Source organism: Cellvibrio chitinivorans (genome assembly GCF_035117775.1).
Lineage (GTDB): Bacteria > Pseudomonadota > Gammaproteobacteria > Pseudomonadales > Cellvibrionaceae > Cellvibrio > Cellvibrio chitinivorans.
This window is the reverse complement of sequence record NZ_JAYKKN010000006.1, coordinates 143,073-169,484: the sequence shown is the minus strand read 5'-3', so window position 1 is coordinate 169,484 and position 26,412 is coordinate 143,073. Positions and strand designations below refer to the sequence as shown.

Genomic DNA, 26,412 nt, shown 5'->3' with positions numbered 1-26,412 from the left:
ATCGCTGCCGTTGTAGTTAGCGTTCGGGGTGTAGACGAATGCACCCGTCGCGGTGTTCAAAGAGACGCTGCCGTTGGTGGCATTGCTGGTGATGGCGTAGGACAAGGTATCGCCATCAACATCGGTCGCCACGATTTGACCGGGCAACGCCACGTCTTCATCGGTAGTGAGAGATTGATCTGCACTCACTGGCGCATCGTTTACTGGCGTTACGCCGATAGTCACGGTGCTGGTGGTAGTACCGCCGTTGCCATCGCTGATGGTGACAACAAAAGAATCGCTGCCGTTGTAGTTAGCGTTCGGGGTGTAGACGAATGCACCCGTCGCGGTGTTCAAAGAGACGCTGCCATTGGCGGCATTGCTGGTGATGGCGTAGGACAAGGTATCGCCATCAACATCGGTCGCCACGATTTGACCCGGCAGCGCCACGTCTTCATCGGTAGTGAGAGATTGATCTGCACTCACTGGCGCATCGTTGACAGGCGTTACGCCGATGGTCACGGTGCTGGTAGTCGTACCGCCATTGCCATCGCTGATGGTGACAACAAAAGAATCGCTGCCGTTGTAGTTGGTGTTCGGGGTGTAGACGAATGCACCCGTCGCGGTGTTCAAAGAGACGCTGCCGTTGGTGGCATTGCTGGTGATGGCGTAGGACAAGGTATCGCCATCAACATCGGTCGCCACGATTTGACCCGGCAGCGCCACGTCTTCATCGGTAGTGAGAGATTGATCTGCACTCACTGGCGCATAGTTCACTGGCGTTACGCCGATGGTCACGGTGCTGGTAGTCGTACCGCCATTGCCATCGCTGATGGTGACAACAAAAGAATCGCTGCCGTTGTAGTTGGTGTTCGGGGTGTAGACGAAGCTGCCGGTTGCGGCATTCAAAGAGACGCTGCCGTTGGTGGCATTGCTGGTGATGGCGTAGGACAAGGTATCGCCGTCAACATCGGTTGCCACGATTTGACCGGGCAACGCCACGTCTTCATCGGTAGTGAGAGATTGATCGGCACTGACTGGCGCATCGTTGACAGGCGTTACGCCGATGGTCACGGTGCTGGTAGTCGTACCGCCATTGCCATCGCTGATGGTGACAACAAAAGAATCGCTGCCGTTGTAGTTAGCGTTCGGGGTGTAGACGAATGCACCCGTTGCAGTATTCAGAGAGACGGTGCCGTTGGTTGGATTACCGGTCAGGGCATAAGCCAAGGTATCGCCATCAACATCGGTTGCCACGATTTGACCGGGCAACGCCACGTCTTCATCGGTAGTGAGGTTTTGATCCGCACTGACTGGCGCATCGTTCACTGGCGTTACGCCGATAGTCACGGTGCTGGTGGTAGTACCGCCGTTGCCATCGCTGATGGTCACAGTGAATGCATCGCTGCCGTTGTAGTTAGCGTTCGGGGTGTAGACGAAACTGCCAGTGGCGGTGTTCAGAGTGACAGTACCGTTGGTTGGATTACCAGTCAGCGAATAAGCCAAGGTATCGCCATCAACATCGGTCGCCACAATTTGACCATTCAAATCTACGTCTTCATCAGTGGTAAAGGTCTGATTGGCGCTTACCGGGGCATTGTTAACAGGTGTTGGGGTTGGTGCCGGCTCGGGTTCCGGGATCGGTGCTGGAGCTGGCTCCTCTTCAGGATTAACCGCCTGCCCATCAATAACAGAAGGTTCCTGCTCACGCGCAGCGAGATCACCGTAAATAAAGGATTGATCATCCGTTGTCTCGCTGATACGCAACAAACGGACAAAGCTACTGCCGCCATCTGAGCCACCGCCGCCACTATTACCAGCGGCGGTCTCTTCCAACTCTTCCAGCAGATCGCCACCCTGCTCTAGTACAGTTAAGGCATCTTGCACACTGGCATCGGTCAGGAGGGCTTCATCTGCCTCTGTAGCCGTTTCAGCAGAAAAGTCACGGCTCATTCCCACTTCCATGCCGCCGTTTACTACCATCGGCTCGGCATTTCCGCCTAGATCAAGCTCGACACGTGCACCCTGCGCCGTCACCAGGATTTCATCTGCGGTAAGCACACTACCGACGGTCAGTTCACGCAATGTTCCATCGGGCGCTTTCGCCCATGCTTGTCCTTGAAGAAACGCAACCTTGGCAACGGCATTACTCATATCTGACTCCCAGCTCAATTAAAGTGTGATGCTATTCACGGTTTTAGAGTGATATAGGGAGTTTAGCGACAGTTGAAAGATGTGCCATTGGACTAAAGGACAATAAAGGCATTTTTTATAAGCAGATTTATAACTAACGATAATGATCTATACGCCACCCAATTATCTGGGCGCTATAAACACATGCAAACCTGATAGGAAACTATTTAGGAAAGACTAAAACCAGCTGTAGTCGGTCACGCACTTGCAGCTTTTCAAACACCGCACCCAAGTGTGCTTTTACTGTGCGCTCGGTGATATCCAAATCGCGCGCGACCTCTTTATTGCTTTTACCCGCGGCGACCAATTCTGCTACGGCTTTTTCACGGCTGGTTAAGATGGATAAATCCGTTTTTAAAGGCGTTACCGCTGGCCGCAAGGTCGCAGTTGCCAAAACTAACTGACGCATCAATTCAGCGCCCAACCAAACTCCGCCCGCCGCGATTGCATTGGCAACTTGCTCCAACACTTCCGGCGCGGCCAAATAATGCACATAACCACTGGCGCCCATCTCAAGTGCGTGACGCGCCTCCTGTGCGTTTTCGATGCTGGTCATAGCAATGACTTTTGCGCCCAAGGCGTTCAAGCTTTGAATTTGGATAAAACTCAATTCATCGCACAGCAATAACCACACAATGTTATCGTGACTCGCAACCGGTGCCGAAGTAATGATCCGCGCCGTCGGAAACGCCTGCAACCAGCGCGGCGAATAAATTTCTGCGGGAGAAAAAAACAGATGCGATTTCATCGTTCGGTCATCGCATTTTGCTGTGCACGCAGCACCGGCTTTAACAAGTAGGCAAGTACCGTTTTTTTGCCAGTGAGAATATCAACCTGCGTCATCATGCCCGGCATAATCGGCAGCGTCGGATCAAAGCCCGCGCGTTCGGTACGCACTCGCACTATATAAAAGGTGCGCTCTTTTTCGTCGGTAATGGTATCGGGGCTGATATGTTCAACCTTGCCTTTCAAACCGCCGTAGATAACAAAATCATAAGCGGTAAATTTCACTATCGCCTCTTGCCCTGGATGCAAAAATGCGATGTCTTTGGGCGATACTTTTGCTTCCACCAGCAGTTGATCATCCAGCGGAACCATCTCGATCACTTCATGCCCCGGCTGCACAACGCCGCCAACGGTATTGGTAAATACGCGCTGCACAGTGCCGCGTACAGGTGAACGAATTTCAGCGTATTTAATTTTGTCCGCAAGGCCAGTACTGGTTTCTGAGAGTGATGCAATTTTACTCAGCACTTCCGATAATTCATTGCGCCATTTATTGCTCGCTAACAATTCAGTCTCACGCAATTTCCCTTCTGCTTCTTGCACCGCCAACAACAAACGCGACTCTTGCGACAATGCTTGAGCGCGCTCGCCTTTTGCTTTGGAGACCTCAGCCTCCAAACGCAAAATTTCCACTTCGGAAATAGCACCGCTAGTTAATAAAGGCTTGGTGACATTTAATTCCTGCGTCGATAATTCCAGCGCACGTGTCGCCTGCGTAAGTTTCGCACGAACTTCATTTAACTCTTCCGAGCGCTGATCCAACTGGCTGCGCGCAATACTCAATTGCTCATCCAACTCTTTGCGATTGGACTCATACAAATTGCGTTCGTGTTTAACGATGTCCGCCGCTTCCGCAATCAAATCATCCGCAAAACCCAATTCGGTATTGGATGTCAGTGCCTGTAAGCGCGATGCGCGTGCTTGCAGAGCTAAATACTCCGCGCGATTTTCACGAAAGGTAGAAATAAATCGGGTGGGATCTATACGCAATAACAGATCGCCCTTTTCGACCACCTGCCCTTCACGCACCAAAACTTCTTGCACAACGCCGCCATCAAACGACTGGATAATTTGCAATTGCGATGACGGAATGACTTTACCTTCGCCGCGCGCAACTTCATCCAAAGGTGCAAATGCTGCCCACACAATCAGTAAAAAAATTATCAGCGCAATCACACGCAAAAGCGCGCGCGCACGAACAGGTTCTTGCTGTAACTTGGCCCAATCTGAATCAGTCACCCAATCTTTTGGCTGCTCATGTAAAGGGTCGAGCCAACGCGCATAGGCTTTATCAATATAATGCGATGCAGGCAGGCCCAATTTATCCAACCAGCGCCCGATGCGCTCAAACCAAAGTTTATCGCGTGAGGCCGTCATTAATTGGCTCTCCCAATTCGACCTTGGCGCAGCGCTTCCACCACCTGCTCTTTCGGGCCATCTGCAACAATTTTTCCGCCGTCGATCACAATAATACGATTCACCAATTCCAACAGCGAGGTGCGATGGGTAATCACTAACAGGGTTTTGTGCGCAGCAAATTGCGCTAGATTGCGTTTGAATTCTTCTTCGCTGGTGTGATCCATTGACCCGGTCGGTTCATCCATCAATAAAATCGGTGGATCATTTAACAGCGCGCGCGCAATGCTCACCGACTGACGCTGACCACCCGACAATAATTGCCCATGCTCACCCACCGGCATTGCCAAACCCATCGGATGTTGATTCACAAATTCCGAGAGCCCACTCAAACGCACTGCTTCCAACACAGCTTCATCTGTCGCGTGAGCTGCACCAAAGGCGATGTTGTCGCGTAGGGAACCGAAAAATAAATCTACATCCTGAGCTACATAACCCATATTGCGGCGCAACTCGGCTGGGTCGAGTTGGCGAATATCAATTCCATCCAACAACACAGTGCCTGCGCTTGCTTCATATAAACCCGCGATCAGTTTTTCAATAGTGGTTTTGCCTGAGCCGTTGCGCCCCAGTATCGCGACTCGCTCACCGGGATTAATTTTGAAGCTGACATCGCGCAGTACATCGCGTTCGTCTTGCGGATATTTGAAGGCAACTTTTTTAAATTCGATTCCACCTTGCAACTGCGGGCGGCTAATCCAATTCGCTGTCACCGGGCGCTCAACCGGCTTTTGCATGATGCTATCCAACGCAGTTAATGCAGTCGCAGCATTGTGATATTGCATTAACAAGCCAGCAGTTTGCCCTACCGGTGCCATGATGCGCGCCGACAACATATAAGCAGCAATTAATCCGCCCTGACTTAAGTTGCCATCAATAATTTGGTAAACACCCACAATAATGATGACGACCGAGACCGCTTGTTGAATCCACAAAGTGCCTGTGCCAACAGAACCGGACAGCAAACGCATTTTCACGCCGACGCGCGACACCAGGAGCGTGGTTTTTTCCCAAACTGCCTGCATGCGCCCTTCTGCACCGAGGGTTTTTACCGTCTCTAGCGCGCTTAAACTTTCAACTAAGGTCGCATTGCGCTGCGCCGATGCCTGCATAGAATTTTCTGACAGCAAATGCATTTTGTGTTGCACCGCCGCGGTGTAGATCATAATCAAGGCCACACCAACCAGAATCGGGAAAACCAACGGCCAAGAGATCAACAACACCACAATTAAAAACAGCAACACAAAAGGCAAATCCACCAACGCTAAAATTGTCGCTGACGAAATAAAACTGCGGATAGATTCAAAAGATTGCAGCCCCGCGGTAAATGAACCTACGGATGCAGGCCGCTCCGATAATTTCATGCCCAGCACTCGTTCCATAATACTGGCCGAGAGCGTGACATCGATACGGCTTGCGGCGAGATCAACAAACCAGGCGCGCATCATGCGCAACACAAAATCAGCACTGATGGCGATCAACATACCAATCGCCAACACCCAGAGTGTATCGGTGGCGTGATTAGGTACTACGCGGTCATAAACGTTCATCACAAACAGCGGCGACACCAACGCGAAGAAGTTGATCAACAAGGCCGTCAGTAATACATCGCGGTATAAATATTTGTGGTCAGAAATAACACCCCAAAACCAATGGCCGTCTTTGTGTTTGTTATTGGTGGTTTTGCCTATTTCTGTAGCGCCTGCATCAAAGCGCTCTTGCGGGCGCACATAAATGGCTCGCCCTGTGTAATGCGCGGATAATTCTGCAAGTGGAACTTCTACAACAGCTTCACCCAATTCGGGATAGAGTACCTGCGCAGCTTCATCATTAAGCGATAGCAGCACGCAAGCTTGATTGTCTTGCAGCAGCAAAACAGCGGGGAATAATGCCTTATTGAGCTGCGCCAAATCGCGCTGGACAATTTTGCTAACGAGACCAGCACGCTTGGCAGCGCGAGAAAATAATGCAGGCGTTAATTGATGTGCTTCAAGTGGTAAACCCGCCGTTAAAGATTCGCGAGTGCAGGTAATATGGTGGGCATTGGCAACCAACAACAGACATTCAAGTAAAGCGCCTCCAGATGTAGAAGCGCTGATGACGGGATTCGAAAAAGAAGCATCTAAAGTCATTGAGGTTCCAGAAACGGCAATCAGATAAACACAATATTAACCCACCATCTGCGGGAATTACTGTTACTGACTAGACGTCACTGATTGCGCGTTACAGTTACATTTACGCGGCGATTACTTGCACGCCCTGCTTCAGTATTGTTATCGGCAATAGGATCAGCTGAACCGAAGCCGTCCACTGTCATAGGAATAGCTTCTAATCCGTTCAATACAAAGTAGTCGCGTACACGCTGAGCACGCGCTTTGGATAGCGGAACGTTCACTGCATCAGTACCAGTGTTATCGGAATAACCTGCAATATTGATTTCAACAACTTTTGGCGTTGCTTTGATAACCGCAACCAATTCGTTGAGTTTGGTTTCCGCCTGTGGTTTTAATTGCGAGCTACCCAAATCAAACAGCGCATCACCCGCAAGTGGAGTCACTTCACTGATTAAATCATCACGCCCCATTGCTGTTGGTGCTATATCAGGACAAGCTGACTCAGAAATATTCAACGAATCATTTACTTTGGTGTCATGCAAAATACCCAAGCCTTCACGTACAATTCCGAGCGCTGGCAGCAAGCTTCCCATCGCAGCCAATGAACGTGCATAGGCAAATTCCAGATCACCATTGGCAATAATTAATGCACGACTCGCCTGAAAATATTCATTTTCTGCATCGAGCACATCCAGCAACGTACGCTGACCAATATTGAATTGCTCGGCATAGGCAGTGCGAACTTTATCGCTCGACAAACGATGCTGTTCCAATGCAGCAAGTTGTTCGCGAATACGCAGTGCATCGTTATAGGCGATTTGCGTATCCTGACGTAAATCGATACAGGCTTGATCGCGCAAATCTTTCGCTTGATTTACTTCTTCCAGCGAGCGACGCACTGCGGCGCGATTTGCTCCGCCATTGTAGAGGTTATAAGTCAGCGCCAATTCAACTGCACTTTCATCGCCGTAATCATTTGGATCAATGCGATTATCAAAACCATTCAGATTGCGACTGGTCACTTGGCGCGCGCGCAATTCCGCTTTTGGATAGTAGCCGGCGCGCTCAACTTTCACCGCCGCCTGAGCAACGCTGATATTTTTAATCGCCGCGTGAAAACCAGGATTACCTTGATATGCCAGCAAGAGCGCATCGCGAATTGACGCTGGAAGTTTTTGTTGCGCAAGATCAACTTCGCTTAAATCTTCTGCTGGCAACTGGCCTACCACACGCAAATAACGCGCGGTGACATCGTGCAAATTAGAAGCCTCTGTTAGCAGGTTGGATTCCGCCAACGCCAAACGACCAGCAACCTGTTCCAAATCCACACGGCGACCAACACCAGAGCTGGTGCGCTCTTCAATTTGACCAAACACTTCGCGATGCTTGGTGTAATTGTCACGCGCCAGAGCAACCAGATCGCGATTGCGTTTTACATCATCATACGCACGTACTGCTTCAAGCGCGGTAACTTCAACTGCATTTAATAATTCGTAGTAGCGCACCAAACGCTCGCTATCAAAGCGATCAACTTCACCAGACGTACGAAAGCCATCAAACAACATTTGACTGAGTGTCACCTGCGCTTGGTTAGTGGAGTAACCACCGCGGCCGTCGTAATCGCGATTGGTTTCGCCCGTCGATGCACCTACATCAACTGAAGGCAAGTATCCCGCGCGTGCCACACGCACTCCGTGGGTTGCAGCTTGAAATTCATGCCAGCTAGCCTGCACATCAGGATTAAACTCTATGGCCTGCAGAGCCGCATCTTTCACATTCGCAGCAGCTTGAGCCGCAACCTGCCCGCTGAAGGCAACAGCGTAGACAAGCGCAACAGACTGAGCAATTCGAGAAAGACGGAATGTACGAATAGAAGAATGAAGACGAGCAAAACGATTGAAGAAAGAAGGTGCCATTGACGTTTTTCCAAATGGTTATAGCACCCTTTTTAATGGGCGCTTTTTGTACAGGGATTCGATCAATCCATACAACAAAGCCTAGCGTTTGGCCTACAAAGCCACATTTGATATAAAAATATTATTTTTATATCAAGCCTCTCCTGTTGGCACAAAAAACATCCATTTACTGAGTATTTTCATCATAGCTCATAGGTTGTTATGCCACAACCGCAAATTAAACCGAGATTAAATTCACATTTTTTAATAACAACACAAACAAAAATAACATCATAACTATAAATATAATTATTTTTTGTTATAAAAACTAATCATGAAATCCAGATCATCCTGCAGTTCATTACTCAAGATTGCATCTCGAACATCGGAGGATAAACGCCAGGCAAATGGCGTCATCATTAATAAGGCCTCACAGAGCTCTCGCTCCTTCACGTGTAAGGTTTCACTTACCCGATAATGTCCTTGCAGCTCAAAACCCTGGGGAGTGACTGGCTCGGGGTGCGGTCGTACTTCTTTATAGATACGCGACCTCAATCCCAATAGATGATTTTCAGCAGGGGTTACTATAACTAAAGTGCCATTGGGTTTTATTACACGCCATAACTCCTCATCTTTGCTGGGCGCATAAATTCGGGTGATGACATCCATAGACTCATCCGCAAATGGCAAATCAAAACTGGAAGCAACGCTGTAGATTAGCGCCGGATTATTTTTTGCCGCTTTGGCGGCGAGTCGCACACCCACCTTGGCAATATCGATTCCATAAACTTGTGCCTGTGGTAAAGCCTCAGCAAATGCCGAAGTGAAATACCCTTCACCACAACCTATATCCAATAGCGTTGTAGCAGTGGGTAACAGCAATTCCTGCAAGCGTGTTTTAAGAGATTCAAAAAATCCCGCCTGCAGAAATTGGCGACGCGCCTGCAATTGTTCTTTTGCATCACCGGGTTCGCGTGAATGTTTATTTTGTACCGGCAGCAAATTGAAATAGCCTTCTTTCGCGCGATCAAACTGATGGCGATTTTCACAGGCAAGACCTTGGGTATTTGGCAAAAGAGGCTGGCGACACAAAGGGCAACGCAAATCTTTCATAATAATTTTTCGGCGCAGAGTAAGGGTCAAAAAATAAGCGCGCAGGATGCCGACTCACTCTTCATTTAGCAAGTCAGTAAAAAGACAAGGGCACACAACAAATCAAGTGCGATTCATTGTGTGCCCAGATGTGGATTAGACTTCTTCAGGAACTTCGTAACGATCGATAATGTCACGCACCAAACCGCTGCGCACTATATCTTCACGCTCGAATTCATGCACATGCACATTCGCCAAGCCGTCCAGTAGGTTGATAGCATCCTCCAAACCATTGGGGCCGCGAATATCACTTTGTTTAATATCGCCGTTAATGACGACCTTACAATCTTCGCCGATACGCGTCAGAAACATTTTCATCTGCGCGGGTGAAGTGTTTTGTGCTTCATCGAGAATCACAAAGGTTTTGCTGTTGAAGGTTTTACCGCGCATAAACGCAAGTGGCGCTGCCACAATACGGCCATGACGCAAACAATAATCGACTGTACCAGCCCCCAAACGCTCATTTAAAATATCGCGGAAGGCATCGATATACACAGAAAATTTTTCATCGAGATCACCCGGTAAAAACCCGAGGTTCTCACCTGACTCCACTGCCGGACGCGTAAGAATAATACGTTCAATACGCCCGGACTCCAGTGCCTCAGCGGCCAATGCACCAGCACAATAACTTTTACCCGTACCGGCAGGGCCAATACCAAAGGTAAGCATATTGTTATTGATGGCGTTGATGTACTGCTGTTGAGATTTGGTTTTAGCGCGAAGTGGCTGGGGGGAGCGAGGAGGAGAGTATGCTGTTTCGACTTGCTGCGAGCGGGATTTTATTTCGACTATGTTGTCATCACTGCGTTGATTCTTTCGCGATTTATGACGCGACGCTGGATAGCTGGAGTCATCGTATGAGTGATGGTTTGCACTACGTCTGGCATGCGTTTTTCTTGCCATAAAGAATAATCCCCTTCAGGTCAGAATATAATACGGGCAATGTTTCAAAGCCCAATATCGTGAAGTTACCCGAGAACGCAATTTTCTATGGTGAGCTGTCTGTGTCGTTTACCCCCTTTGATTACTTGATCAGTTGCTGATTCAAAAAAACAAAATTCGTTGAGTAAAACTTTTACAGTTAAAACACTTTCAGTAGAGCAAAAGTGTGTGACATATAGATGACGCTGGCATTGGCCAGAAATTTGAGCTGATTACTGAAGGCAACTACTGGTTAATTTCGCTGCCTTTGAACTGATACTAGGCTTATTTTAAAAAGCGGTCAATCGTTTAATTGAAATAAAAATGACACGCGCGCAAAACGCAAATGCGCCCTGCTTTACTCGTCACTATCATCAAGTTGTTTAGTGATTTTCTTTTTCGGTGGAGCAAAGCCATCCACCACTGCCGCAGTCTTAAGCGCGGTAGGCACTCGGCGATTGCCAATATTTTTCTTGTCGCGTTCACGCACTTTTACTTTAGGTGCTTTGGTCTCTGCTTTTTTATCTTTCGCGGTAGTTTTCTTTTTAGTACCAACCGCTTTGCCGGATGATTTTGTTTTGTCCGGTCCTTGATATTTGCCTTTCAAACCCGGCATAGTAATTACGTCGAAGGTTACGTTTAAATAGCGTTCGATTCCTTTGGTGAGATTCCATTCTTTCTTATCCACCAAAGACACAGCCCTGCCCTCGTTATCGGCGCGACCTGTGCGGCCGATGCGATGAAGATACTCATCGCCCGAATAAGCCATATCCATATTCACTACCAACTCAACACCGGGAATATCCAACCCGCGTGCAGCTACGTCTGTCGCAACCAAAATCGTTGTTCTACCTTGGCGAAAATGATCGAGCGTTACCTTACGTTGATCTTGGGTAATATCGCCATGCAAAGTACCCACGCGGAATTTGTTGTAGCGCAACAAGTTATCAAGCTGCGTTGCTTTTACTTTGGTATTAGTAAAAATGATGGCTTTTTCAAAGGTCGATTTTTGCAGCAGCGCGATCAGCAATTTTTCTTTGTGTTTGTAATCATCCGAGATGAGCATTTGCTGGATGATCGCATTGGGTTTTTCATCGATATAAATTTCTTGCGCTTCGCCGAGCATGACTTGCTTGATCAAATGACGCAGACCTTTTTGTTCCATAGTGGCGGAGAATAATAACGTCTGGCGCTCGCTGCGGCAGGTGCCGGCGATTTTTAACACATCGTCACTCAAGCCCATATCGAGCATGCGATCCGCTTCATCCAACACCAAAAACTCAAGGCCGGAAAACTCGGTCGATTTGTGTGCAACATGCTCTGCCAATCGCCCTGGGGTACCAACGACAATTTCAGGATTTTTACGCAGCATGGCTTTTTGGTATTTCAGCTCTTCGCCGCCGCAAATCATGCCGACTTTTAAGCCAGTGAACTTCAGTAATTGCTCGGCGTTTTTGACGATCTGACGAGCCAGTTCGCGTGTAGGGGTCAAAATCAGGATGCGAGTTGAACTTGAGTTCAATGCTGGCTTGGCGAGAATTGACTGAATTGCGGGCAATAAAAACGCCGCCGTTTTGCCGCTGCCGGTTTTGGAGCTAACGATGAGATTCTGGCCTGCCGCCGCTGCCGGAATCGCTTTGAGCTGCACAGGCGTTGGCTGTTCGTAACCTAAAGCATCAATCGCTTTGCGCAATTGGCTGTCGCTGATCAGGTCGTGGAAAACAGGCTGAGTCATTAGAACCTCGATATTCAGTCAAAAAGTGGGGTTTACCCGCAAAAGGCCGCGCAATCTACGCAGGGTAGGACAAATTATCAACCAAAACCGGCTAAAATGCTGGCCTTTGAATGAACCCGAGCAAAGCTATGCGCATTATGTTGGCCCCGATGGAGGGCGTTGTTGAGCATCATGTACGCGACATCCTATCGCGTATTGGTGGATTGGATGGCTGTGTGACCGAATTTATCCGCGTCACCGACCAAAAACTGCCCTACAAAGTCTTTTATAAATACGCCCAAGAACTGGAAAGCGACTGTAAAACTCCCAACGGGACACCCGTCCGAGTGCAATTGCTGGGCAGCAAGCCCGAACCTATGGCAATCAACGCGTTGGAACTGGTGCGCTACGGCGCCAAGGCTATCGACCTGAATTTTGGCTGCCCTGCCAAAACCGTTAACTCCCATGAAGGTGGCGCCTGTTTGCTGCGCACGCCGGATCGCGTTTATTCGATCATTAAAGCAGTGCGCGATGCAGTGCCGCGCGAGATTCCCGTCACCGCCAAAATCCGTTTGGGCTATGAGGATCGCAGTAGCTATATGGATAACGCCCGCGCCGTAGAAGCTGCGGGTGCCGACGAACTTACCGTCCATGCTCGCTCTAAAGTGGATGGCTACAAACCGCCAGCCTACTGGCATTACATTGCCGATATTCGCGCCGAGCTGAAAATTCCGGTGGTAGCCAATGGCGAAATTTGGACGGTAGAGGATTATCTGCGCTGCCGTGAACAGGCCAATGGCGCCGATGTCATGCTCGGGCGAGGTCTGCTCGCCTGCCCTGACCTCGCCCGCCAGATCAAAGCCCATATAAATGGAGAGGAATACACTCCGCTTACATGGGCGCAGATCTGCACCATGCTCTACGACTATTACAAACTCACCACACCACTCTACTGCGAGCGCAACTGCGGTAATCGGGTTAAACAATGGCTGATGTATTTGAGCCGCCAGTACCCACAAGCGGTAGAGTTTTTCGAGGCGATCAAACGCAAAACTACACCGCCAGAGATAGATGCCTGTTTTGCCGAGGCGCTGGCGGCTTGCCGTTAGTTGCCTACAAAAAAGCCCGTAGATAATACGGGCTTTTGGTTAGCTGTTATGACTTATCTGAATCCTATTAATGCAGCAAGTCATCGAATCCACCAATAAGATCCTTGGTTTCATCAATTCGCTCCATCAACTTGACCAGATTAATGCCCAATTTGGTTGCCAGGTCATTGGGGAAATTCGCTACCAAAGCCGCTCCATCGTTAGTCTCATTTTCATGCACGATGAAATCCGCGATATAAATCAATGCAGCCAAGCGCGAGAATTCCGGCGCAGCCATCGGATCTAGCTGGTAACGAATACCAGCGACAATAGCATCGGGAAATTTCCAACGACTGGCCAGCTCGGCACCAGCTTCCGGGAAGTTGAACCCGAGAACATTTTTTTCGATATCTGGATTGCGCCCACCCCGATCCACCACTTTTTGGATTTCCTTGCATTCATCCGGCAAAAGAATGTGGATCAACAATTCCCCAATATTGTGGATCATCCCGCAGGTGAATGCGGTTTCCGGATCATCTTTAGAGAATTTCGCCAGCCATTTACAGGTACTAGCTACCGCAAAACTGTTGTGCCAAAACGCAGGCAGATCAAAACCTTCGGGGGCTTTAAATGCGCCAGTCATTCCCGACGCCAACACGAGTGTGCGCACCGCATTAAAACCTAAAACAAACACCGCATCATTTACCGAACCAACTTTGCGATTACCACCGTAATGAGCAGAGTTAGCTGCACGCAGCACCTTTGCTGTCAGCACCTGATCCGAACTGATTTTGTCAGCAATTTCCTCAGTCTTGATATTTTCATCACCAAAGCTATCGATTAGCTCTTGCACTACTTTCGGGATGTTTGGCATTTTTTGCGCGCTATCAATCAAATGTTTCAAATCCATGAGCCCCTCACTTGTTAGTACGAATGTATTCGTCAGCAAAACCCACTTACTTGATTGGGTATAGCAAAGGATTAGTAGTTAGCAACAATATTCCACTTGTCTGTAAAGCTTTAGTGAAGCTGGTCGATACCTTGGTATAGCACTGCGCTTTGCGTCATAGCACTGCGCATTTCGCACCAGACAGGAACAAGACGATGTTTGCAGCCACCCCCATCTATAAACCGCTGCTGCTGGGTTTGATACTCATCAGCAGCACCAGTTGCAGCTATCTATGCGATTGCAAATCCGACGACAAATCCAATCAGGATACTGTCGCCGGTGGCGATGAATCTGTTTATGTCGATAGCAATACTGCTGGCAACAATACTGCCGGTTCCGATCAGCACACATCGATTACGTCTGGCTCATCAGCACCCGTTGCGACATTCAGCACCAGTCCCGTGAATTCAGGGAAATCTGTATCTGTTAGCAACGCTGCACCAACGCCACCTGCCGCTGCGCCGGTGGTCGGTACGGCCCCAGTTTCAAGCAATAGCGGGGCAGCTGCTCCACAAGCAGCAGCACAGCAAAACTACACGGCAGCTAACACAAGTAGCGGCGATGACCGAAAACAAAGCAACTGCCCTGACCCAAGTATTAACGAGTACAAAAAGTCGATTGCCTTTACCAGCTTCCCGCGCCGGGTTCCGTCTACCGGCAATTTGGGCGGGCTCCAACATGTAGAGCAACAACTGCCGGAGCTGCTCGGCGGCAATCTGCATAATCGCCATTCAATGCTGGCGCTGACTTATCTCAAAGGGGGCTTGCAAAGTGCCAATGCTCGCGGTGAAATTAATGCAGCAACTCAGGCACAGACGCTATCCAAGCAGCATCGCGTGCAATTTGTGGTGAGTGGTGAAGTAGATGATATGACGCTGAGCCACCCTGAAACGGTGGTAAATCCGGGACTGTATACCCGCTTTATGAATGGCACACACGATTTACTGCATATTAATACGCCGCTGGATAAACGCTATCGCGCATTCAATTTTAAGGTAGAGGTACGCGATGGCTTTACCGGACATATCGTTTTTACCAATCACTATCACACTTTCGGAAAATGGAAGGTGGATCCCCATGCGCAAGTCGGTTTTGGTTCACCCGAGTTTTGGGAGACAGATTACGGCTCGCAAGTGCAACAGCTGATTTCCTTGGCCAGTGATGAAATGGCCAGCACCATCAACTGCCAACCCTATATTGCACGTATCGATGCAGCGCCCGGCCAGCAGCAGATTGTCATTCACAGCGGCAATAGCAACGGCCTGCACAGTGGCGATACGCTGGATTTGTATCAACTGGTGTATCAACCCATTACCGGCGAATATCAACGCTCGGATACCCGCTTGGTCAAACGCAGTGGTCGAGTACAGCTTATCGAGACTTATCCATCGCACAGTATCGGCAATGTGATTGATGAAACTCTGCTTGGCGGTCAATACGTCGTCAAAGCGCGTTAGGTCAGCGGCGCCGGAGACAGCTGAGTTTCGTCTGACAATTGTCACAATAGACTCGTGACTTTCACGGATGGCACCCAACGCACAATCGCTGCACACTGGAGACTGACTTGACGCCGCCGCGGGAGTCGCCTCTTTTTATAAAGGTGATTCATAATAAGTACCAATGATGACCGCGGCTCATTCGGACCTATTTATGCAGCATTCTCCTGACTTACGCGCCGATGCCCCCTGCGCCGGCTCTATCTACTCAGCCAAATCCTGGATCTGGCTGATTTTCAGCCTCTATTATTTTGTCCCTGTGTACTACATGCCATTTAGCCCCCTCGCGCGGGTGCTATTGGTTGGCGTTTATTGCGTATTTGTCTCTCTGTATTTAATTGCGATCACCCTCAAACCCCAACATGTCTGGAAGCCACTACTGGGAATTGTTCTATTAGCAGTTGTGATTACGCCCTACACTCCCGGCTCCAGTACCTTTTTTTCCTATGTCGGCTTTTTAGTTGGATTCACTTATCGCACCCGAACCTGGCTATCCATCACTGCGCTGTTAAGTGCACTCATAGTCGCTATGCACTACCAATTTAATTACCCCTTTCCCTACTTTGTCTTCCCTGCACTTTCTGGTTTAGCCACCATCGGTATCATTGGCTATATCGAAAAATTACGGATGGAAGCACGCATCAGCCAGTTGAAAAGCCATCAGGAAATTGAGCAGCTTGCAGTCATTGCCGAGCGCGAACGTATTGCACGCGATCTACATGACATTCTTGGGCATACATTATCGAGCATCGCGCTCAAAGCAGAATTGGCAGAAAAATTACTCCAACAGGAAAAACACGAACACGCAAAGCAACATCTATCCGAACTGCATCAGATCGCGCGCAACAGTCTGAGCTTGGTGCGCCAGACAGTATCGGGTTACAAACATCGCGGCCTGTCAGGTGAAGTAATGGAACTCTGCGATAAACTGCGCCAAAACGGTTTTGTCGTAGACTTAAATGGCGAGATACCCCAGCTCACTCCGCGCGCGGAAACTGCCATCATTCTCGCGCTGACCGAGCTGACGACTAATGTACTGCGCCACAGCAATGGCAACCACTGTCAGATCGAATTTCAACAAGAGTGCAACAAAATTCTCGTGCGTATGCGCGATAACGGCGAAGTAGAAAACCTCACACCCGGCAACGGGCTGCAGGGGATTCAGGAGCGCTTACATGCCCTCGCCGGTGAATTGCAGTCATCCATTCATACGGGATGCGAGTTTGTCATCTCTTTACCGCGCAACGAATTGCAACAGGGTTCTTAATTGCCTATGAAAATTTTATTAGCCGAAGATCAATCCATGGTGCGCGGTGCATTGGCCGCTTTATTAGGCATGGAAGACGGATTTGAAATCACCCAAGCGGAAGATGGCGACCGCGCTTGGCTGCTGATGAAACAACAGAGTTTCGATATTTTACTTACCGACATTGAAATGCCCGGTCGCTCTGGTCTTGAGCTGGCGCAGTGGGTTCTGCAACAAAAGCTGCCGACCAAAACCATCATCATCACCACCTTTGGCCGCTCAGGTTATATTCGCCGCGCCATCGATATGGGCGTCGCTGGATTCTTATTAAAAGATGCACCCTCCGACCAACTGATTCAGGCAATTTATAAAGTGATGGATGGCAAGCGCGTTATCGACGGCGAACTGGCGATGATGGCGCTCGGCGAAAACGATCCGCTCAATGACAAAGAACGCCGCGCGCTACGTTTGGCAGCTGAAGGTAAAACTACTGCTGAAATTGCAACAGTACTATGCTTATCAGAAGGCACTGTGCGCAATTATCTTTCTGAGGCAATTGCCAAACTTCACGCAGCAAATCGTGTCGATGCAGCGCGAATTGCGCGACAAAAAGGTTGGATCTGATATTCAGGTCGCTATTCTTCGCTTGACCCTGCATACAAGTTAGGCTTTTAATCGCCCCGTCTCATATGACTCATTAACACCGACTCATTAACACCTATTCATTAACAATAATAAGGGGAATTAAAATGCAGCTTGACGCCATCCGGCAATTGCCGGAGTACGCGGCCCTGACCCGCGCGCGTAAAAAAATTATGTGGCCGCTCTCACTGGCCACCATCATCGCCTACTTTGCCCTCATACTTACCATCGCCTTTCACCCCACAACTCTCGGTCAACCAATTGGTGATGGTGTTACCTCCATCGGCATGGTGCTGGGCTTGGGTGTGATTTTATTTTGCATGGTGATTACCGGCATTTACGTCTACTACGCCAACCATGTGTTAGAGCCGCTGACGCAGGCAATCGTGAAAAAAGCAGGGAGCCAACAATGAAATACAACGCCCCCATTGCTTTAATTTTATCCGCTATGGCGACCTGCGCTTGGGCGCAAGCCAGCAGCGAAAAAAGTGTCAACGTCATCGCGATTGTTATGTTTTTAGCGTTTGTTGCCGTCACCCTTGGCATCACTTATTGGGCGGCGCGCCGCACTAAAACTGCGAGCGATTTTTACGCCGCTGGTGGCGGTATTACCGGTTTTCAAAACGGTTTGGCGATTGCCGGCGACTACATGTCCGCCGCTTCATTCCTCGGTATTGCCGGATTGGTTTACACCTCCGGCTTTGACGGCCTGATTTACGCCATCGGCTTTTTGGTCGGCTGGCCGATTGTATTGGTGCTTATCGCCGAGCCATTGCGCAATCTGGGTAAATACACCTTTGCCGACGTTGCCTCATTCCGCCTACAGCAAAAACCCATTCGCATCCTCGCCGCCAGCGGTTCATTGGTAACCGTTATTTTTTATTTGATCGCACAGATGGTCGGCGCGGGAAAACTAATCGAACTGCTATTTGGATTACCCTACGAAGCAGCCGTTGTTATTGTGGGTGTGCTCATGACGCTCTACGTCACCTTCGGCGGTATGCTGGCAACAACCTGGGTGCAATTAATTAAAGCGATTCTGTTGTTGTCAGGTGCATCACTTATGGCCTTTTTGGTGATGATGCAATTTGGTTTCAGCTTTGAAAACCTGTTTGCCGAAGCGGTAAAAGTGCATTCAAAAGCCAATGCAATTATGGCGCCGGGCACATTGGTAAGCGATCCTATTTCTGCAATCTCGCTCGGCATCGCCCTGATGTTCGGTACCGCCGGTTTGCCGCATATTTTGATGCGCTTCTTTACCGTGAAAGACGCCGTACAAGCGCGCCGCTCTGTATTTTATGCGACGGGTTTTATCGGCTACTTCTACATCCTCACCTTTATTATCGGTTTCGGCGCGATCATTCTGCTGCTGAAAAACCCAGCCTACTTTACCGATGGTGCTTTGATTGGTGGCGCCAATATGGCCGCGATTCATTTATCGCAAGCCTTGGGCGGTGATGTACTACTCGGCTTTATTTCTGCGGTTGCTTTCGCCACCATTCTGGCGGTTGTATCAGGCTTAACGCTGGCAGGCTCAAGTGCCATCTCCCACGACCTTTACGCAACCTTGGTGCTCAAAGGCCATAACGAGAAAAAAGAAATCCGCGCCTCACGCATCGCCACTATCGCACTGGGCGTGATCGCCGTTTTGCTCGGCATCGTCTTTGAAAAGCAAAACGTCGCCTTTATGGTTGGCCTCGCCTTCTGCGTTGCCGCCAGCGCCAACTTCCCGATTCTGTTGCTCAGCATGTACTGGCGCAAACTCACTACACGCGGTGCAGTCATCGGCGGTGGTTTAGGATTATTTACAGCGGTAGTGTTAGTAGTGCTCGGCCCAACCGTATGGGTAGATGCATTTGGCTTTGCCGAGGCGATTTTCCCTTACAAATACCCTGCAATCTTCTCAGTGAGCATCGCATTTATCGGGATTTGGTTCTTCTCCATCACCGATAAATCCGCTGCCGCCGCTGCTGAACACGCCGCATTTGATGCGCAATTTGTACGTTCACAAACGGGTATTGGTGCGGCTGAAGCTTCGCAGCATTAATTAATACCCGCATAGAAAAATGCCCGGATGCTTTCACATCCGGGCATTTTTATTTACGGCGGCGATACCACCAAAAACACACCGCAATGAAGAACAAACACAGACTCAAAATAACTTTCGATAGATTTATATTGTTAGTTTCCGGTAACAAATCATTGTCCTGCAAGGCTGGGCTCTGCTCAGAACCATCCACGAGAGCTGCACGTTTCAACAACTGGTCATTAATATCACTTTTGGAATTCATTGCAGCTTGTGAACTTACCGCCACATCTGAATTCATTGCAGCATTAGAACTCGCAGGCTGAGTGGAAGCAGCTGACGAAACTGAAGTAGCAGATGAAATACTTTGCCGATTCGCACCTGCCGGTACTTTTGGCGTAGAAGAAGTTAGCCTTTGATGAGATTCGGGCAAGGCTGCTAAGGAAGAATAAGATTGCTCGGGAAAGTGATATTCTCGGTAATACTCCTCCTCATCATGCGCCCACAAATCTCTGATTTTGCCTATATACAGCTTAAGTCGTTTATCGCTAGGCGGCGCGCCGCGTATTTTTTTAGTGTCTTCAATCAAACCTTTTATACGCTTGTAATCGGCTGATTCCATGATGGCAAAATTCTGTCCATCACCAATCCAGTGATCCCCAAGGTAGAGCAACTTCTCGCCCAGATTGTTAATCAGGAGCAAACGTTCTTCCACCGGCAATGATTGGATATCGAGAATTAAACCTGCATGCTCAGATTTCATCTGATCGGTATAGGTACTTATAATCCCCAAAATAATAATAAATAAATTTCTGGGATTTTCATGATCAGGGCGCTGAAAAATATGTCCGCCATTTTCAGTTTTAAGAATAATCGCAACGGTTTGAGAGTAGTTATAGGGCAAGGCGTCTGTTTGAGCCCTTGTGTTGTGGGCTGTACTTAATGAAAAAAGAAGTGCGATTGTTACTGCATAGCGGCTTGCAATTATTTTTATCATAAATTTCTCCCTGCTTTTTCATGCATTGAATCAACTAACAGCCTAGCTATTCAGGCGAACTTAGCCTCTATTCTCAAGGTGATGCCAAATTCGCAAAATACACAAAGAATCAGCTTGTACGGCATAGCGTACCGTGTAATTACCGAATGCAAAGTCTTTAATAGAGCCAGCAACGGGCACTTGGGGAAGGTTAATACCTATCAGCGGAAATTGACGTAGATGTTCAATTCGCTGAAGTAGTTGCTGCGCAATACGAGTGGCAGCTTGGGGATTGTGTTCTGCGATAAATCGACGCAAACGCACCAGATCGCTCAGCGCTTCTGCGGAATAGATCAACTTCATCTACTAATCCTTGATTGTTATCTTTTGCTTCAATGCCTAGTCACCAACTCAGAGAACAGCCACTTAGGGATTATTAATCTGAGGCGGCGCTAGCTCATCCTCTTTGCCCCAAGTATTCAGCCATTCATGTACCGCCTCACCCGCAACTACTTTGCCCTTGGCAAGCGAGTCCATAGCAGTCAGGGTTTCTTGCCAGCGCATTTTTTCCTGTGTCTGCCGCTCGATATATTCTTTGAGCGCCTGATTTATCAGCCAACTTTTGCTGCGCTCCTGACTGGCCGCCATAGCCTCCAGCCCCTGCTCCACCTCTGGCAGCAATCTTACCGATGTGATGCTCATAATTGCCTCTGCAATACTATCGATTACGTTGTATTACATTGTAGTCATCAGCCTATATAACGTATAGGCTCGCACTGGAAATTTCTCCTTTCTCAACTAAAAATCCGGCTTCGACTCAATAAACACCATCGCACCTGTCACCGGATGCACAAACGCCAAATCCGTCGCATGCAATAACAATCTGTCAGCCGCTTTAGCAAATTCACCAGCGTAGAACTCGCAACCCAGAATCGGGTGCTCCATTGCCTGCAAATGCAAGCGCAGTTGATGTGAGCGGCCAGTGATGGGATGTAAAAATACTCGCGTAGTTGCATTCACTTCATCGCGAGCCATCACTCTGTATTCGGTGATGGATGGTTTGCCGGTTGCTGCACAAATCTTGTATTTCGGCCCGTCATCCGAGGCGATGGGCAGGTTAATCACACCTTCATCTTTATCCATCAACCCGGCTACTACTGCGGTGTAATGTTTACTGACTGTACGCGCTTGGAATTGCTTGCTGATGTGCGAGAGCGCGGCTTTGTTGCGCGGAATCACCATCACACCCGAGGTATCAAAATCCAGTCGATGGACAATGCTGACACCGGGGTAATCTGCCTCCAACCGGCTAATAACCGAATCGCGGTTTTGCGGGTGGCGGCCGGGTACGCTGAGCAGGCGTGTGGGCTTGTCGATCAGGAGAAAATCCGGGTCTTCTACTAATACCTGAATCTGCCCCGCACAGGGTGGGAGGATGAATAGTTGGTCAATATCAGCGTGCATAGATGAAGTCGATAATCCATAGCAAAAAAATCAATAAGCCCATGATACCAGCTAGAACCCAATAAACTTGCGCGTCATAACCAAGAGGCACAGACTTAGCATCAAAGGTTTGTTCACTTCGCAACCACCTACTGGTATCTTGCCGCGCAACTCGCGGGAGCGGGGCTTTTGCTGTATCCTGCGCGCCTCATTTTATAGCCTACTGCGCCATTCCGTGATGGCCTCTTCACCATACGATAGGTACCTAGCTACATGTACATCTACGACGAGTACGACCATAGCATTCTGCGCCAGCGTATCGCTCAGTTCCGCGGCCAGACTGAACGCTTCCTTGCAGGGGAGCTTCCACCCGAGCAATTCCTGCCGCTGCGTTTGCAAAACGGCCTTTATGTTCAGCGTTTGGCGCCTATGCTGCGCATCAACGTGCCCTACGGCATGATCAACGCTGCCCAACTGCGCAAATTGGCGCATGTTGCCCGTCATTACGATAAAGGCTACTGCCACGTCAGTACCCGTCAGAATATCCAGTACAACTGGCCAGATCTGACCGAAGTTCCCGACATTCTTGCCGAATTGGCGGAAGTGGGTATGCACGGCACCCAATCGAGCGGTAACTGTATCCGCAACACTACCTCTGACCAATTCGCTGGTGTTGCACCCGATGAAATCATCGACCCACGCCCCTACTGCGAAATCATCCGCCAGTGGTCAAGCTTTCACCCTGAGTTCGCCTTTTTGCCGCGCAAATTCAAAATTGCAGTAACCGGCTCAACTCAAGACCGCGCTGCAGTTCAAGTACACGATATCGGCTTGGAGGTTGTCGTTAACGATAAAAATGAAGTTGGCTTTAGAGTTTATGTAGGTGGCGGTTTAGGCCGCACTCCTTGTATAGGTGCGGTTATCCGCGAATTCCTGCCGGAAGAAGATTTACTGTCGTACCTCGAAGCGATTTTGCGCGTGTACAACCTGCTCGGCCGTCGCGATAACAAATACAAAGCTCGCATCAAAATTCTGGTGCGCGCATTAACACCCGAAGTCTTCGCCCAAAAAGTGGAAGATGAATGGCAGCATTTGAAAGATGGCAATAACAAGCTGACCCAAGCGGAAATCACCCGCGCCAAGGGCTTCTTTACTGCGCCGGCTTACGAAACTATCGACAACGCTGCCGCGCAAGCGGTTGTGGATGCACAAGCTGCTGACAGCATCGCCTTCGGCAAATGGCTGCAACGCAATGTGCGCGAACACAAAATCCCCGGTTACGCATCAGTCACTCTGTCACTGAAACCAACCGGTGTTGCGCCGGGCGATGTCACCGACACCCAGCTTGAGATCATTGCCAATCTGACTGAAAAATTCAGCTTCGGTGAAGCACGCACGACTCACGAGCAAAATATCGTGTTGGCTGACGTGAAAAAAACTGAGCTGTTTGCGCTCTGGCAAGAATGTAAGGCTGCTGGTTTTGCTACGCCAAATATCGGCACCATTACCGATATCATCTGCTGCCCCGGCGGCGACTTCTGCTCGCTCGCCAACGCCAAATCAATTCCAATCGCCGAAGCCATCCAGCGCCAATTTGAAGACCTGGATTATGTGTACGACCTCGGCGATATCGACCTGAACATTTCCGGTTGTATGAACGCCTGTGGCCACCACCACGTAGGTCACATTGGTATTCTCGGCGTGGATAAATCCGGCAAAGAGTTTTATCAAGTACAACTGGGCGGTAACGCCAGCAATGACGCCTCACTCGGTGATGTGCTCGGCCCATCATTCGGTGCTGACGACATGCCAAACGTGATCCAGAAAATTGTGGACGTTTACGTTGCCAACCGTACTGATGAAGAATTGTTTATCGATACCTATCGCCGTATAGGTGCAGCTCCATTCAAGGAGAAAGTTTATGCCAAAGCTAATTAAAGACGGCGTCATCGTTGATGACAGCTGGACTCTGGTCGCCAAAGCAGAAGGCGATGTAGCAACTGCGGAAGTGCCTGCGGGTCAGGTGATTATTCCCGTTGCCGTGTGGAATGCACAGAAAGAACAACTGCAAAACCGCACCGATATCGGCGTATGGTTGGATAGCGATGAAACTGCCGATTTGATTGGCGCTGACGCTAACCGCTTTGCAGTCATCGGCGTTAATTTCCCCGGTTTTATGGATGGTCGCTCATTTTCTACCGCACGCTTGTTGCGCGAACGCTATGGTTTTACCGGTGAGTTGCGCGCAGTTGGCAACTTCATTCGCGATCAACTCTGCTACCTGCGTCGCTGCGGCGTAAATGCGTTTGCATTTGCTAACCCGGAAGCGAACTTGGATGAGGCAGTAAAATCGCTCAGCGATCTACAGGAATACTATCAAGCAGCCGTTGATCAACCGCTGCCGCTGTTCCGTCGCCGCGCATAATTTTTATCGCATCCCAAAAAAACAAAACGCCGCTGCTTAATAACAGCGGCGTTTTGTTTTTCGAGCAGATTATTTTAACGCGCGAAAAATGCCCGAATATTATCGGCTTGCGCCAAGGTATCCGCGCATCCCAATTCAATCAACTCAGTTATGAATTCATTGGAAAACAGCAGATAACTCGCCGCTGTTGCACCGCCACCTTTTGCAGTAGAACCTGTCGCCCGCATAAAAAAACGTAAACTTTTGGGTAGATAACGCACATTGCGTCCGGCAATTCCATCAATCGGGTAACTGGGCGAAATCGCCATATTTTTCACCGGGCGCAAAATGATTCCCTCCCGCTCGCGCACATCCTCCGGAATCAGTTCCAACAATTCATTCATACGTTGCATATGCTCAAGATCACTCTCAAGCGCATCCACAAATGCACTGTTAAATAAATGACCGATAATCTGCCCCATTGAAGGCGAATGACGATGCGGCACTCGGCGATTAGCGCGCGCCGCACTGCGGTTTCCACTCACACCGACCACAAACAATGCATCAGCCCCTAAATGCAGCGCAGGGCTGATAGGCGCCAACTGGCGCAAGGCACCATCGCCAAAATATTCGCGATTGATACGCACTGCGGGGAAAATAGTGGGAATAGCCGATGAGGCCAGCAAATGCTCCAAGCGCAATTCCGATGCAACACCACTTCGCCTGTGGCGCGACCAGCCCTTTAAATCAGGATGCCCCTGAAAAAAACTGACCGAGTGCCCCGAGGTATACCCCATAGCCGCAATACTAACGGCCAGCAATTTTCCGCTATCGATTGAACGCGCAATATTTTCAAAATGGATTTTTGAACCCAACAAATTCCACAGTGGCCCGTTATCCAGCAGTGATAAAGGCTTGCGCCGCCCCATCCCCTCGTTGAACAGCGAAAACCCCAAATACGCAAGGCCTTTAAAAATATCAGTCCAACCGTGTAAATACACTTGGCCAATATCCAAGGTTTTCCACATATCTGCTAGCGAAGTCACGGCAGATTTAAAGTTGCCTTGGTGCGCAGCAAGCGCCACTGCATTAATTGCACCGGCAGAAGTTCCACAAATAATCGGAAACGGATTTTCACAATCGGCAGGCAGGATTTCCGCGATAGCTTGCAATACACCGACTTGATAAGCAGCACGCGCGCCACCACCAGATAAGATCAGGGCTGTCTTCATAAATTCTTCTAATAAATCGTTATCGTTCTATACCGCGTTGTCATTCATTTAATGTCACCAATCTAGCCCAGAGTAGCAGCTATCGCATCATTCGGCGCCAATAATCGCCCCTCAGTGATCACAAAAATGAAAACTGCCATTCTAACTTACCAGCTCCGGCTATCGTTTTTTGCGCTTGACAAGCTACACCACAGACCTTGATGATCAAGCGACAAATGACTATTACCACAGCCCTTCCAAGCGAGACAAACCATGAATAAACCACAACGTGATATCACCCTGCGCTTTCTGGCAGAACCACAAGATGTGAATTTTGGAGGGAAAGTTCACGGCGGCGCCGTAATGAAGTGGATCGATCTTGCGGCCTATGCCTGCTCTGCGGGCTGGAGCAGTCGCTACTGCGTAACCGCCTACGCTGGCGGCATTCGTTTTGTATCACCTATCCACGTTGGCAATTTGGTGGAAGTCGCTGCAAAAATTATCTACACCGGAAACTCATCCATGCACATTGCATTGGAAGTGAACGCGTGTGATCCAAAATCCCTCAGCCGCCGCCTCACAACGCATTGCATCGTCATTATGGTAGCGGTCGATGAATCCGGTCAGCCAGTGCCAGTGCCTGAATGGGTTCCACAAACTGAAGAAGATAAACAACAACACGCCACCGCCATCAAGCTCATGGAGATGCGTAAAAAAATTGGCGAAGAAATGCAGATTTTTGTTTGATACCTGAAGCAATA

At 49.2% G+C, this 26,412-nt stretch carries 23 protein-coding genes; 9 read left to right on the top strand and 14 right to left on the bottom strand.

Features of this window, described 5'->3' with window-relative positions; all coding sequences use genetic code 11:
* The 8 genes from SPL68_RS16095 to SPL68_RS16060 all read right to left on the bottom strand — a co-directional run.
* On the bottom strand, positions 1-2,133 hold a 2,133-nt coding region (locus SPL68_RS16095; protein ID WP_323816189.1), incomplete at its 3' end, for a retention module-containing protein.
* Positions 2,134-2,335: 202 nt separating this feature from the next.
* Entirely contained in the window at positions 2,336-2,920 is a 585-nt protein-coding gene (locus SPL68_RS16090; RefSeq protein WP_323816188.1) for a response regulator transcription factor, read from the bottom strand.
* Entirely contained in the window at positions 2,917-4,335 is a 1,419-nt protein-coding gene (locus SPL68_RS16085) for an HlyD family type I secretion periplasmic adaptor subunit (protein WP_323816187.1), read from the bottom strand. Before SPL68_RS16085 ends, SPL68_RS16090 begins: the two co-directional genes overlap by 4 nt.
* Complete coding sequence (locus SPL68_RS16080) at positions 4,335-6,506, bottom strand: type I secretion system permease/ATPase (protein WP_323816186.1); 2,172 nt, start codon at positions 6,504-6,506, stop codon at positions 4,335-4,337. The genes SPL68_RS16085 and SPL68_RS16080 overlap by 1 nt, the downstream gene beginning before the upstream one ends.
* Before the next feature lie 77 nt (positions 6,507-6,583).
* Positions 6,584-8,404: a TolC family outer membrane protein gene (locus SPL68_RS16075; RefSeq protein ID WP_323816185.1), complete on the bottom strand. Its 1,821-nt coding sequence runs from the start codon at positions 8,402-8,404 to the stop codon at positions 6,584-6,586.
* Positions 8,405-8,692: 288 nt separating this feature from the next.
* Complete coding sequence (gene rlmA, locus SPL68_RS16070; RefSeq protein ID WP_323816184.1) at positions 8,693-9,496, bottom strand: 23S rRNA (guanine(745)-N(1))-methyltransferase; 804 nt, start codon at positions 9,494-9,496, stop codon at positions 8,693-8,695.
* Positions 9,497-9,631: 135 nt separating this feature from the next.
* Complete coding sequence (locus SPL68_RS16065; protein WP_323816183.1) at positions 9,632-10,438, bottom strand: PhoH family protein; 807 nt, start codon at positions 10,436-10,438, stop codon at positions 9,632-9,634.
* 376 nt (positions 10,439-10,814) lie between these two features.
* Positions 10,815-12,191, bottom strand: a complete 1,377-nt coding sequence (locus SPL68_RS16060; protein WP_323816182.1) for a DEAD/DEAH box helicase — start codon at positions 12,189-12,191, stop codon at positions 10,815-10,817.
* A gap of 128 nt (positions 12,192-12,319) precedes the next feature.
* On the opposite strand from SPL68_RS16060, the gene SPL68_RS16055 reads away from it, so the two are divergent.
* Positions 12,320-13,279 (top strand): tRNA dihydrouridine synthase, encoded by a 960-nt coding sequence (locus tag SPL68_RS16055; RefSeq protein ID WP_323816181.1) that lies wholly within the window; start codon positions 12,320-12,322, stop codon positions 13,277-13,279.
* 67 nt (positions 13,280-13,346) lie between these two features.
* Here SPL68_RS16055 and SPL68_RS16050 read toward each other — a convergent pair whose 3' ends face one another.
* The gene (locus SPL68_RS16050; protein WP_323816180.1) at positions 13,347-14,168 is read right to left on the bottom strand and encodes an HDOD domain-containing protein; all 822 of its coding nucleotides are present in this window, start codon (positions 14,166-14,168) and stop codon (positions 13,347-13,349) included.
* A 194-nt stretch (positions 14,169-14,362) separates the two neighbouring features.
* On the opposite strand from SPL68_RS16050, the gene SPL68_RS16045 reads away from it, so the two are divergent.
* The 5 genes from SPL68_RS16045 to SPL68_RS16025 all read left to right on the top strand — a co-directional run bounded on the left by SPL68_RS16045 (position 14,363) and on the right by SPL68_RS16025 (position 19,638).
* Entirely contained in the window at positions 14,363-15,664 is a 1,302-nt protein-coding gene (locus SPL68_RS16045; protein ID WP_323816179.1) for a flagella assembly protein FlgT middle domain-containing protein, read from the top strand.
* Between the two features lie 193 nt (positions 15,665-15,857).
* The gene (locus SPL68_RS16040) at positions 15,858-16,970 is read left to right on the top strand and encodes a sensor histidine kinase (protein WP_323816178.1); all 1,113 of its coding nucleotides are present in this window, start codon (positions 15,858-15,860) and stop codon (positions 16,968-16,970) included.
* Between the two features lie 6 nt (positions 16,971-16,976).
* The gene (locus tag SPL68_RS16035; protein WP_323816177.1) at positions 16,977-17,573 is read left to right on the top strand and encodes a response regulator transcription factor; all 597 of its coding nucleotides are present in this window, start codon (positions 16,977-16,979) and stop codon (positions 17,571-17,573) included.
* 125 nt (positions 17,574-17,698) lie between these two features.
* Positions 17,699-18,004: a DUF485 domain-containing protein gene (locus tag SPL68_RS16030; RefSeq protein ID WP_323816176.1), complete on the top strand. Its 306-nt coding sequence runs from the start codon at positions 17,699-17,701 to the stop codon at positions 18,002-18,004.
* Entirely contained in the window at positions 18,001-19,638 is a 1,638-nt protein-coding gene (locus tag SPL68_RS16025) for a cation acetate symporter (RefSeq protein ID WP_323816175.1), read from the top strand. The genes SPL68_RS16030 and SPL68_RS16025 overlap by 4 nt, the downstream gene beginning before the upstream one ends.
* A gap of 49 nt (positions 19,639-19,687) precedes the next feature.
* Here the strand turns inward: SPL68_RS16025 and SPL68_RS16020 are convergent, their stop codons facing one another.
* From SPL68_RS16020 to SPL68_RS16005, 4 genes are all read right to left on the bottom strand, one after another.
* Complete coding sequence (locus SPL68_RS16020) at positions 19,688-20,614, bottom strand: hypothetical protein (RefSeq protein WP_323816174.1); 927 nt, start codon at positions 20,612-20,614, stop codon at positions 19,688-19,690.
* A 60-nt stretch (positions 20,615-20,674) separates the two neighbouring features.
* Positions 20,675-20,956, bottom strand: coding sequence for a type II toxin-antitoxin system RelE/ParE family toxin (locus SPL68_RS16015; RefSeq protein ID WP_323816173.1), 282 nt, complete (start codon positions 20,954-20,956; stop codon positions 20,675-20,677).
* Positions 20,957-21,019: 63 nt separating this feature from the next.
* Positions 21,020-21,295, bottom strand: a complete 276-nt coding sequence (locus SPL68_RS16010; protein WP_323816172.1) for a CopG family ribbon-helix-helix protein — start codon at positions 21,293-21,295, stop codon at positions 21,020-21,022.
* 96 nt (positions 21,296-21,391) lie between these two features.
* Positions 21,392-22,057: an RluA family pseudouridine synthase gene (locus tag SPL68_RS16005; protein WP_323816171.1), complete on the bottom strand. Its 666-nt coding sequence runs from the start codon at positions 22,055-22,057 to the stop codon at positions 21,392-21,394.
* Between the two features lie 252 nt (positions 22,058-22,309).
* Here SPL68_RS16005 and SPL68_RS16000 point away from each other — a divergent pair, with 252 nt between their 5' ends.
* Both SPL68_RS16000 and SPL68_RS15995 read left to right on the top strand, forming a co-directional pair.
* On the top strand, positions 22,310-23,974 hold the full coding sequence (locus SPL68_RS16000; RefSeq protein WP_323816170.1) for a nitrite/sulfite reductase: 1,665 nt from the start codon (positions 22,310-22,312) through the stop codon (positions 23,972-23,974).
* Positions 23,958-24,461, top strand: a complete 504-nt coding sequence (locus SPL68_RS15995) for a DUF934 domain-containing protein (protein WP_323816169.1) — start codon at positions 23,958-23,960, stop codon at positions 24,459-24,461. Before SPL68_RS16000 ends, SPL68_RS15995 begins: the two co-directional genes overlap by 17 nt.
* Before the next feature lie 74 nt (positions 24,462-24,535).
* On the opposite strand, the gene SPL68_RS15990 is transcribed toward SPL68_RS15995, so the two are convergent.
* A complete protein-coding gene (locus SPL68_RS15990; protein WP_323816168.1) occupies positions 24,536-25,672 on the bottom strand; it encodes a patatin-like phospholipase family protein in 1,137 nt (378 codons plus the stop codon).
* A gap of 252 nt (positions 25,673-25,924) precedes the next feature.
* Between SPL68_RS15990 and SPL68_RS15985 the strand changes: the two genes are divergently transcribed.
* Complete coding sequence (locus SPL68_RS15985; RefSeq protein ID WP_323816167.1) at positions 25,925-26,398, top strand: acyl-CoA thioesterase; 474 nt, start codon at positions 25,925-25,927, stop codon at positions 26,396-26,398.
* The last annotated feature ends 14 nt before the right edge of the window (positions 26,399-26,412 follow it).

Excerpts from the sequence above, each read along its gene's own strand:
- SPL68_RS15990 (WP_323816168.1), bottom strand. The coding sequence starts at position 25,672 with ATGAAGACAGCCCTGATCTTATCTGGTGGTGGCGCGCGTGCTGCTTAT.
- SPL68_RS16080 (WP_323816186.1), bottom strand. The coding sequence starts at position 6,506 with ATGACTTTAGATGCTTCTTTTTCGAATCCCGTCATCAGCGCTTCTACA.
- SPL68_RS16015 (WP_323816173.1), bottom strand. The coding sequence starts at position 20,956 with ATGAAGTTGATCTATTCCGCAGAAGCGCTGAGCGATCTGGTGCGTTTG.
- SPL68_RS16005 (WP_323816171.1), bottom strand. The coding sequence starts at position 22,057 with ATGCACGCTGATATTGACCAACTATTCATCCTCCCACCCTGTGCGGGG.
- SPL68_RS16050 (WP_323816180.1), bottom strand. The coding sequence starts at position 14,168 with ATGGATTTGAAACATTTGATTGATAGCGCGCAAAAAATGCCAAACATC.
- SPL68_RS16010 (WP_323816172.1), bottom strand. The coding sequence starts at position 21,295 with ATGAGCATCACATCGGTAAGATTGCTGCCAGAGGTGGAGCAGGGGCTG.
- SPL68_RS16075 (WP_323816185.1), bottom strand. The coding sequence starts at position 8,404 with ATGGCACCTTCTTTCTTCAATCGTTTTGCTCGTCTTCATTCTTCTATT.
- rlmA (WP_323816184.1), bottom strand. The coding sequence starts at position 9,496 with ATGAAAGATTTGCGTTGCCCTTTGTGTCGCCAGCCTCTTTTGCCAAAT.
- SPL68_RS16065 (WP_323816183.1), bottom strand. The coding sequence starts at position 10,438 with ATGGCAAGAAAAACGCATGCCAGACGTAGTGCAAACCATCACTCATAC.
- SPL68_RS16040 (WP_323816178.1), top strand. The coding sequence starts at position 15,858 with ATGCAGCATTCTCCTGACTTACGCGCCGATGCCCCCTGCGCCGGCTCT.
- SPL68_RS16055 (WP_323816181.1), top strand. The coding sequence starts at position 12,320 with ATGCGCATTATGTTGGCCCCGATGGAGGGCGTTGTTGAGCATCATGTA.
- SPL68_RS16090 (WP_323816188.1), bottom strand. The coding sequence starts at position 2,920 with ATGAAATCGCATCTGTTTTTTTCTCCCGCAGAAATTTATTCGCCGCGC.
- SPL68_RS15985 (WP_323816167.1), top strand. The coding sequence starts at position 25,925 with ATGAATAAACCACAACGTGATATCACCCTGCGCTTTCTGGCAGAACCA.
- SPL68_RS16085 (WP_323816187.1), bottom strand. The coding sequence starts at position 4,335 with ATGACGGCCTCACGCGATAAACTTTGGTTTGAGCGCATCGGGCGCTGG.
- SPL68_RS15995 (WP_323816169.1), top strand. The coding sequence starts at position 23,958 with ATGCCAAAGCTAATTAAAGACGGCGTCATCGTTGATGACAGCTGGACT.
- SPL68_RS16020 (WP_323816174.1), bottom strand. The coding sequence starts at position 20,614 with ATGATAAAAATAATTGCAAGCCGCTATGCAGTAACAATCGCACTTCTT.
- SPL68_RS16045 (WP_323816179.1), top strand. The coding sequence starts at position 14,363 with ATGTTTGCAGCCACCCCCATCTATAAACCGCTGCTGCTGGGTTTGATA.
- SPL68_RS16025 (WP_323816175.1), top strand. The coding sequence starts at position 18,001 with ATGAAATACAACGCCCCCATTGCTTTAATTTTATCCGCTATGGCGACC.
- SPL68_RS16060 (WP_323816182.1), bottom strand. The coding sequence starts at position 12,191 with ATGACTCAGCCTGTTTTCCACGACCTGATCAGCGACAGCCAATTGCGC.
- SPL68_RS16000 (WP_323816170.1), top strand. The coding sequence starts at position 22,310 with ATGTACATCTACGACGAGTACGACCATAGCATTCTGCGCCAGCGTATC.
- SPL68_RS16030 (WP_323816176.1), top strand. The coding sequence starts at position 17,699 with ATGCAGCTTGACGCCATCCGGCAATTGCCGGAGTACGCGGCCCTGACC.
- SPL68_RS16035 (WP_323816177.1), top strand. The coding sequence starts at position 16,977 with ATGAAAATTTTATTAGCCGAAGATCAATCCATGGTGCGCGGTGCATTG.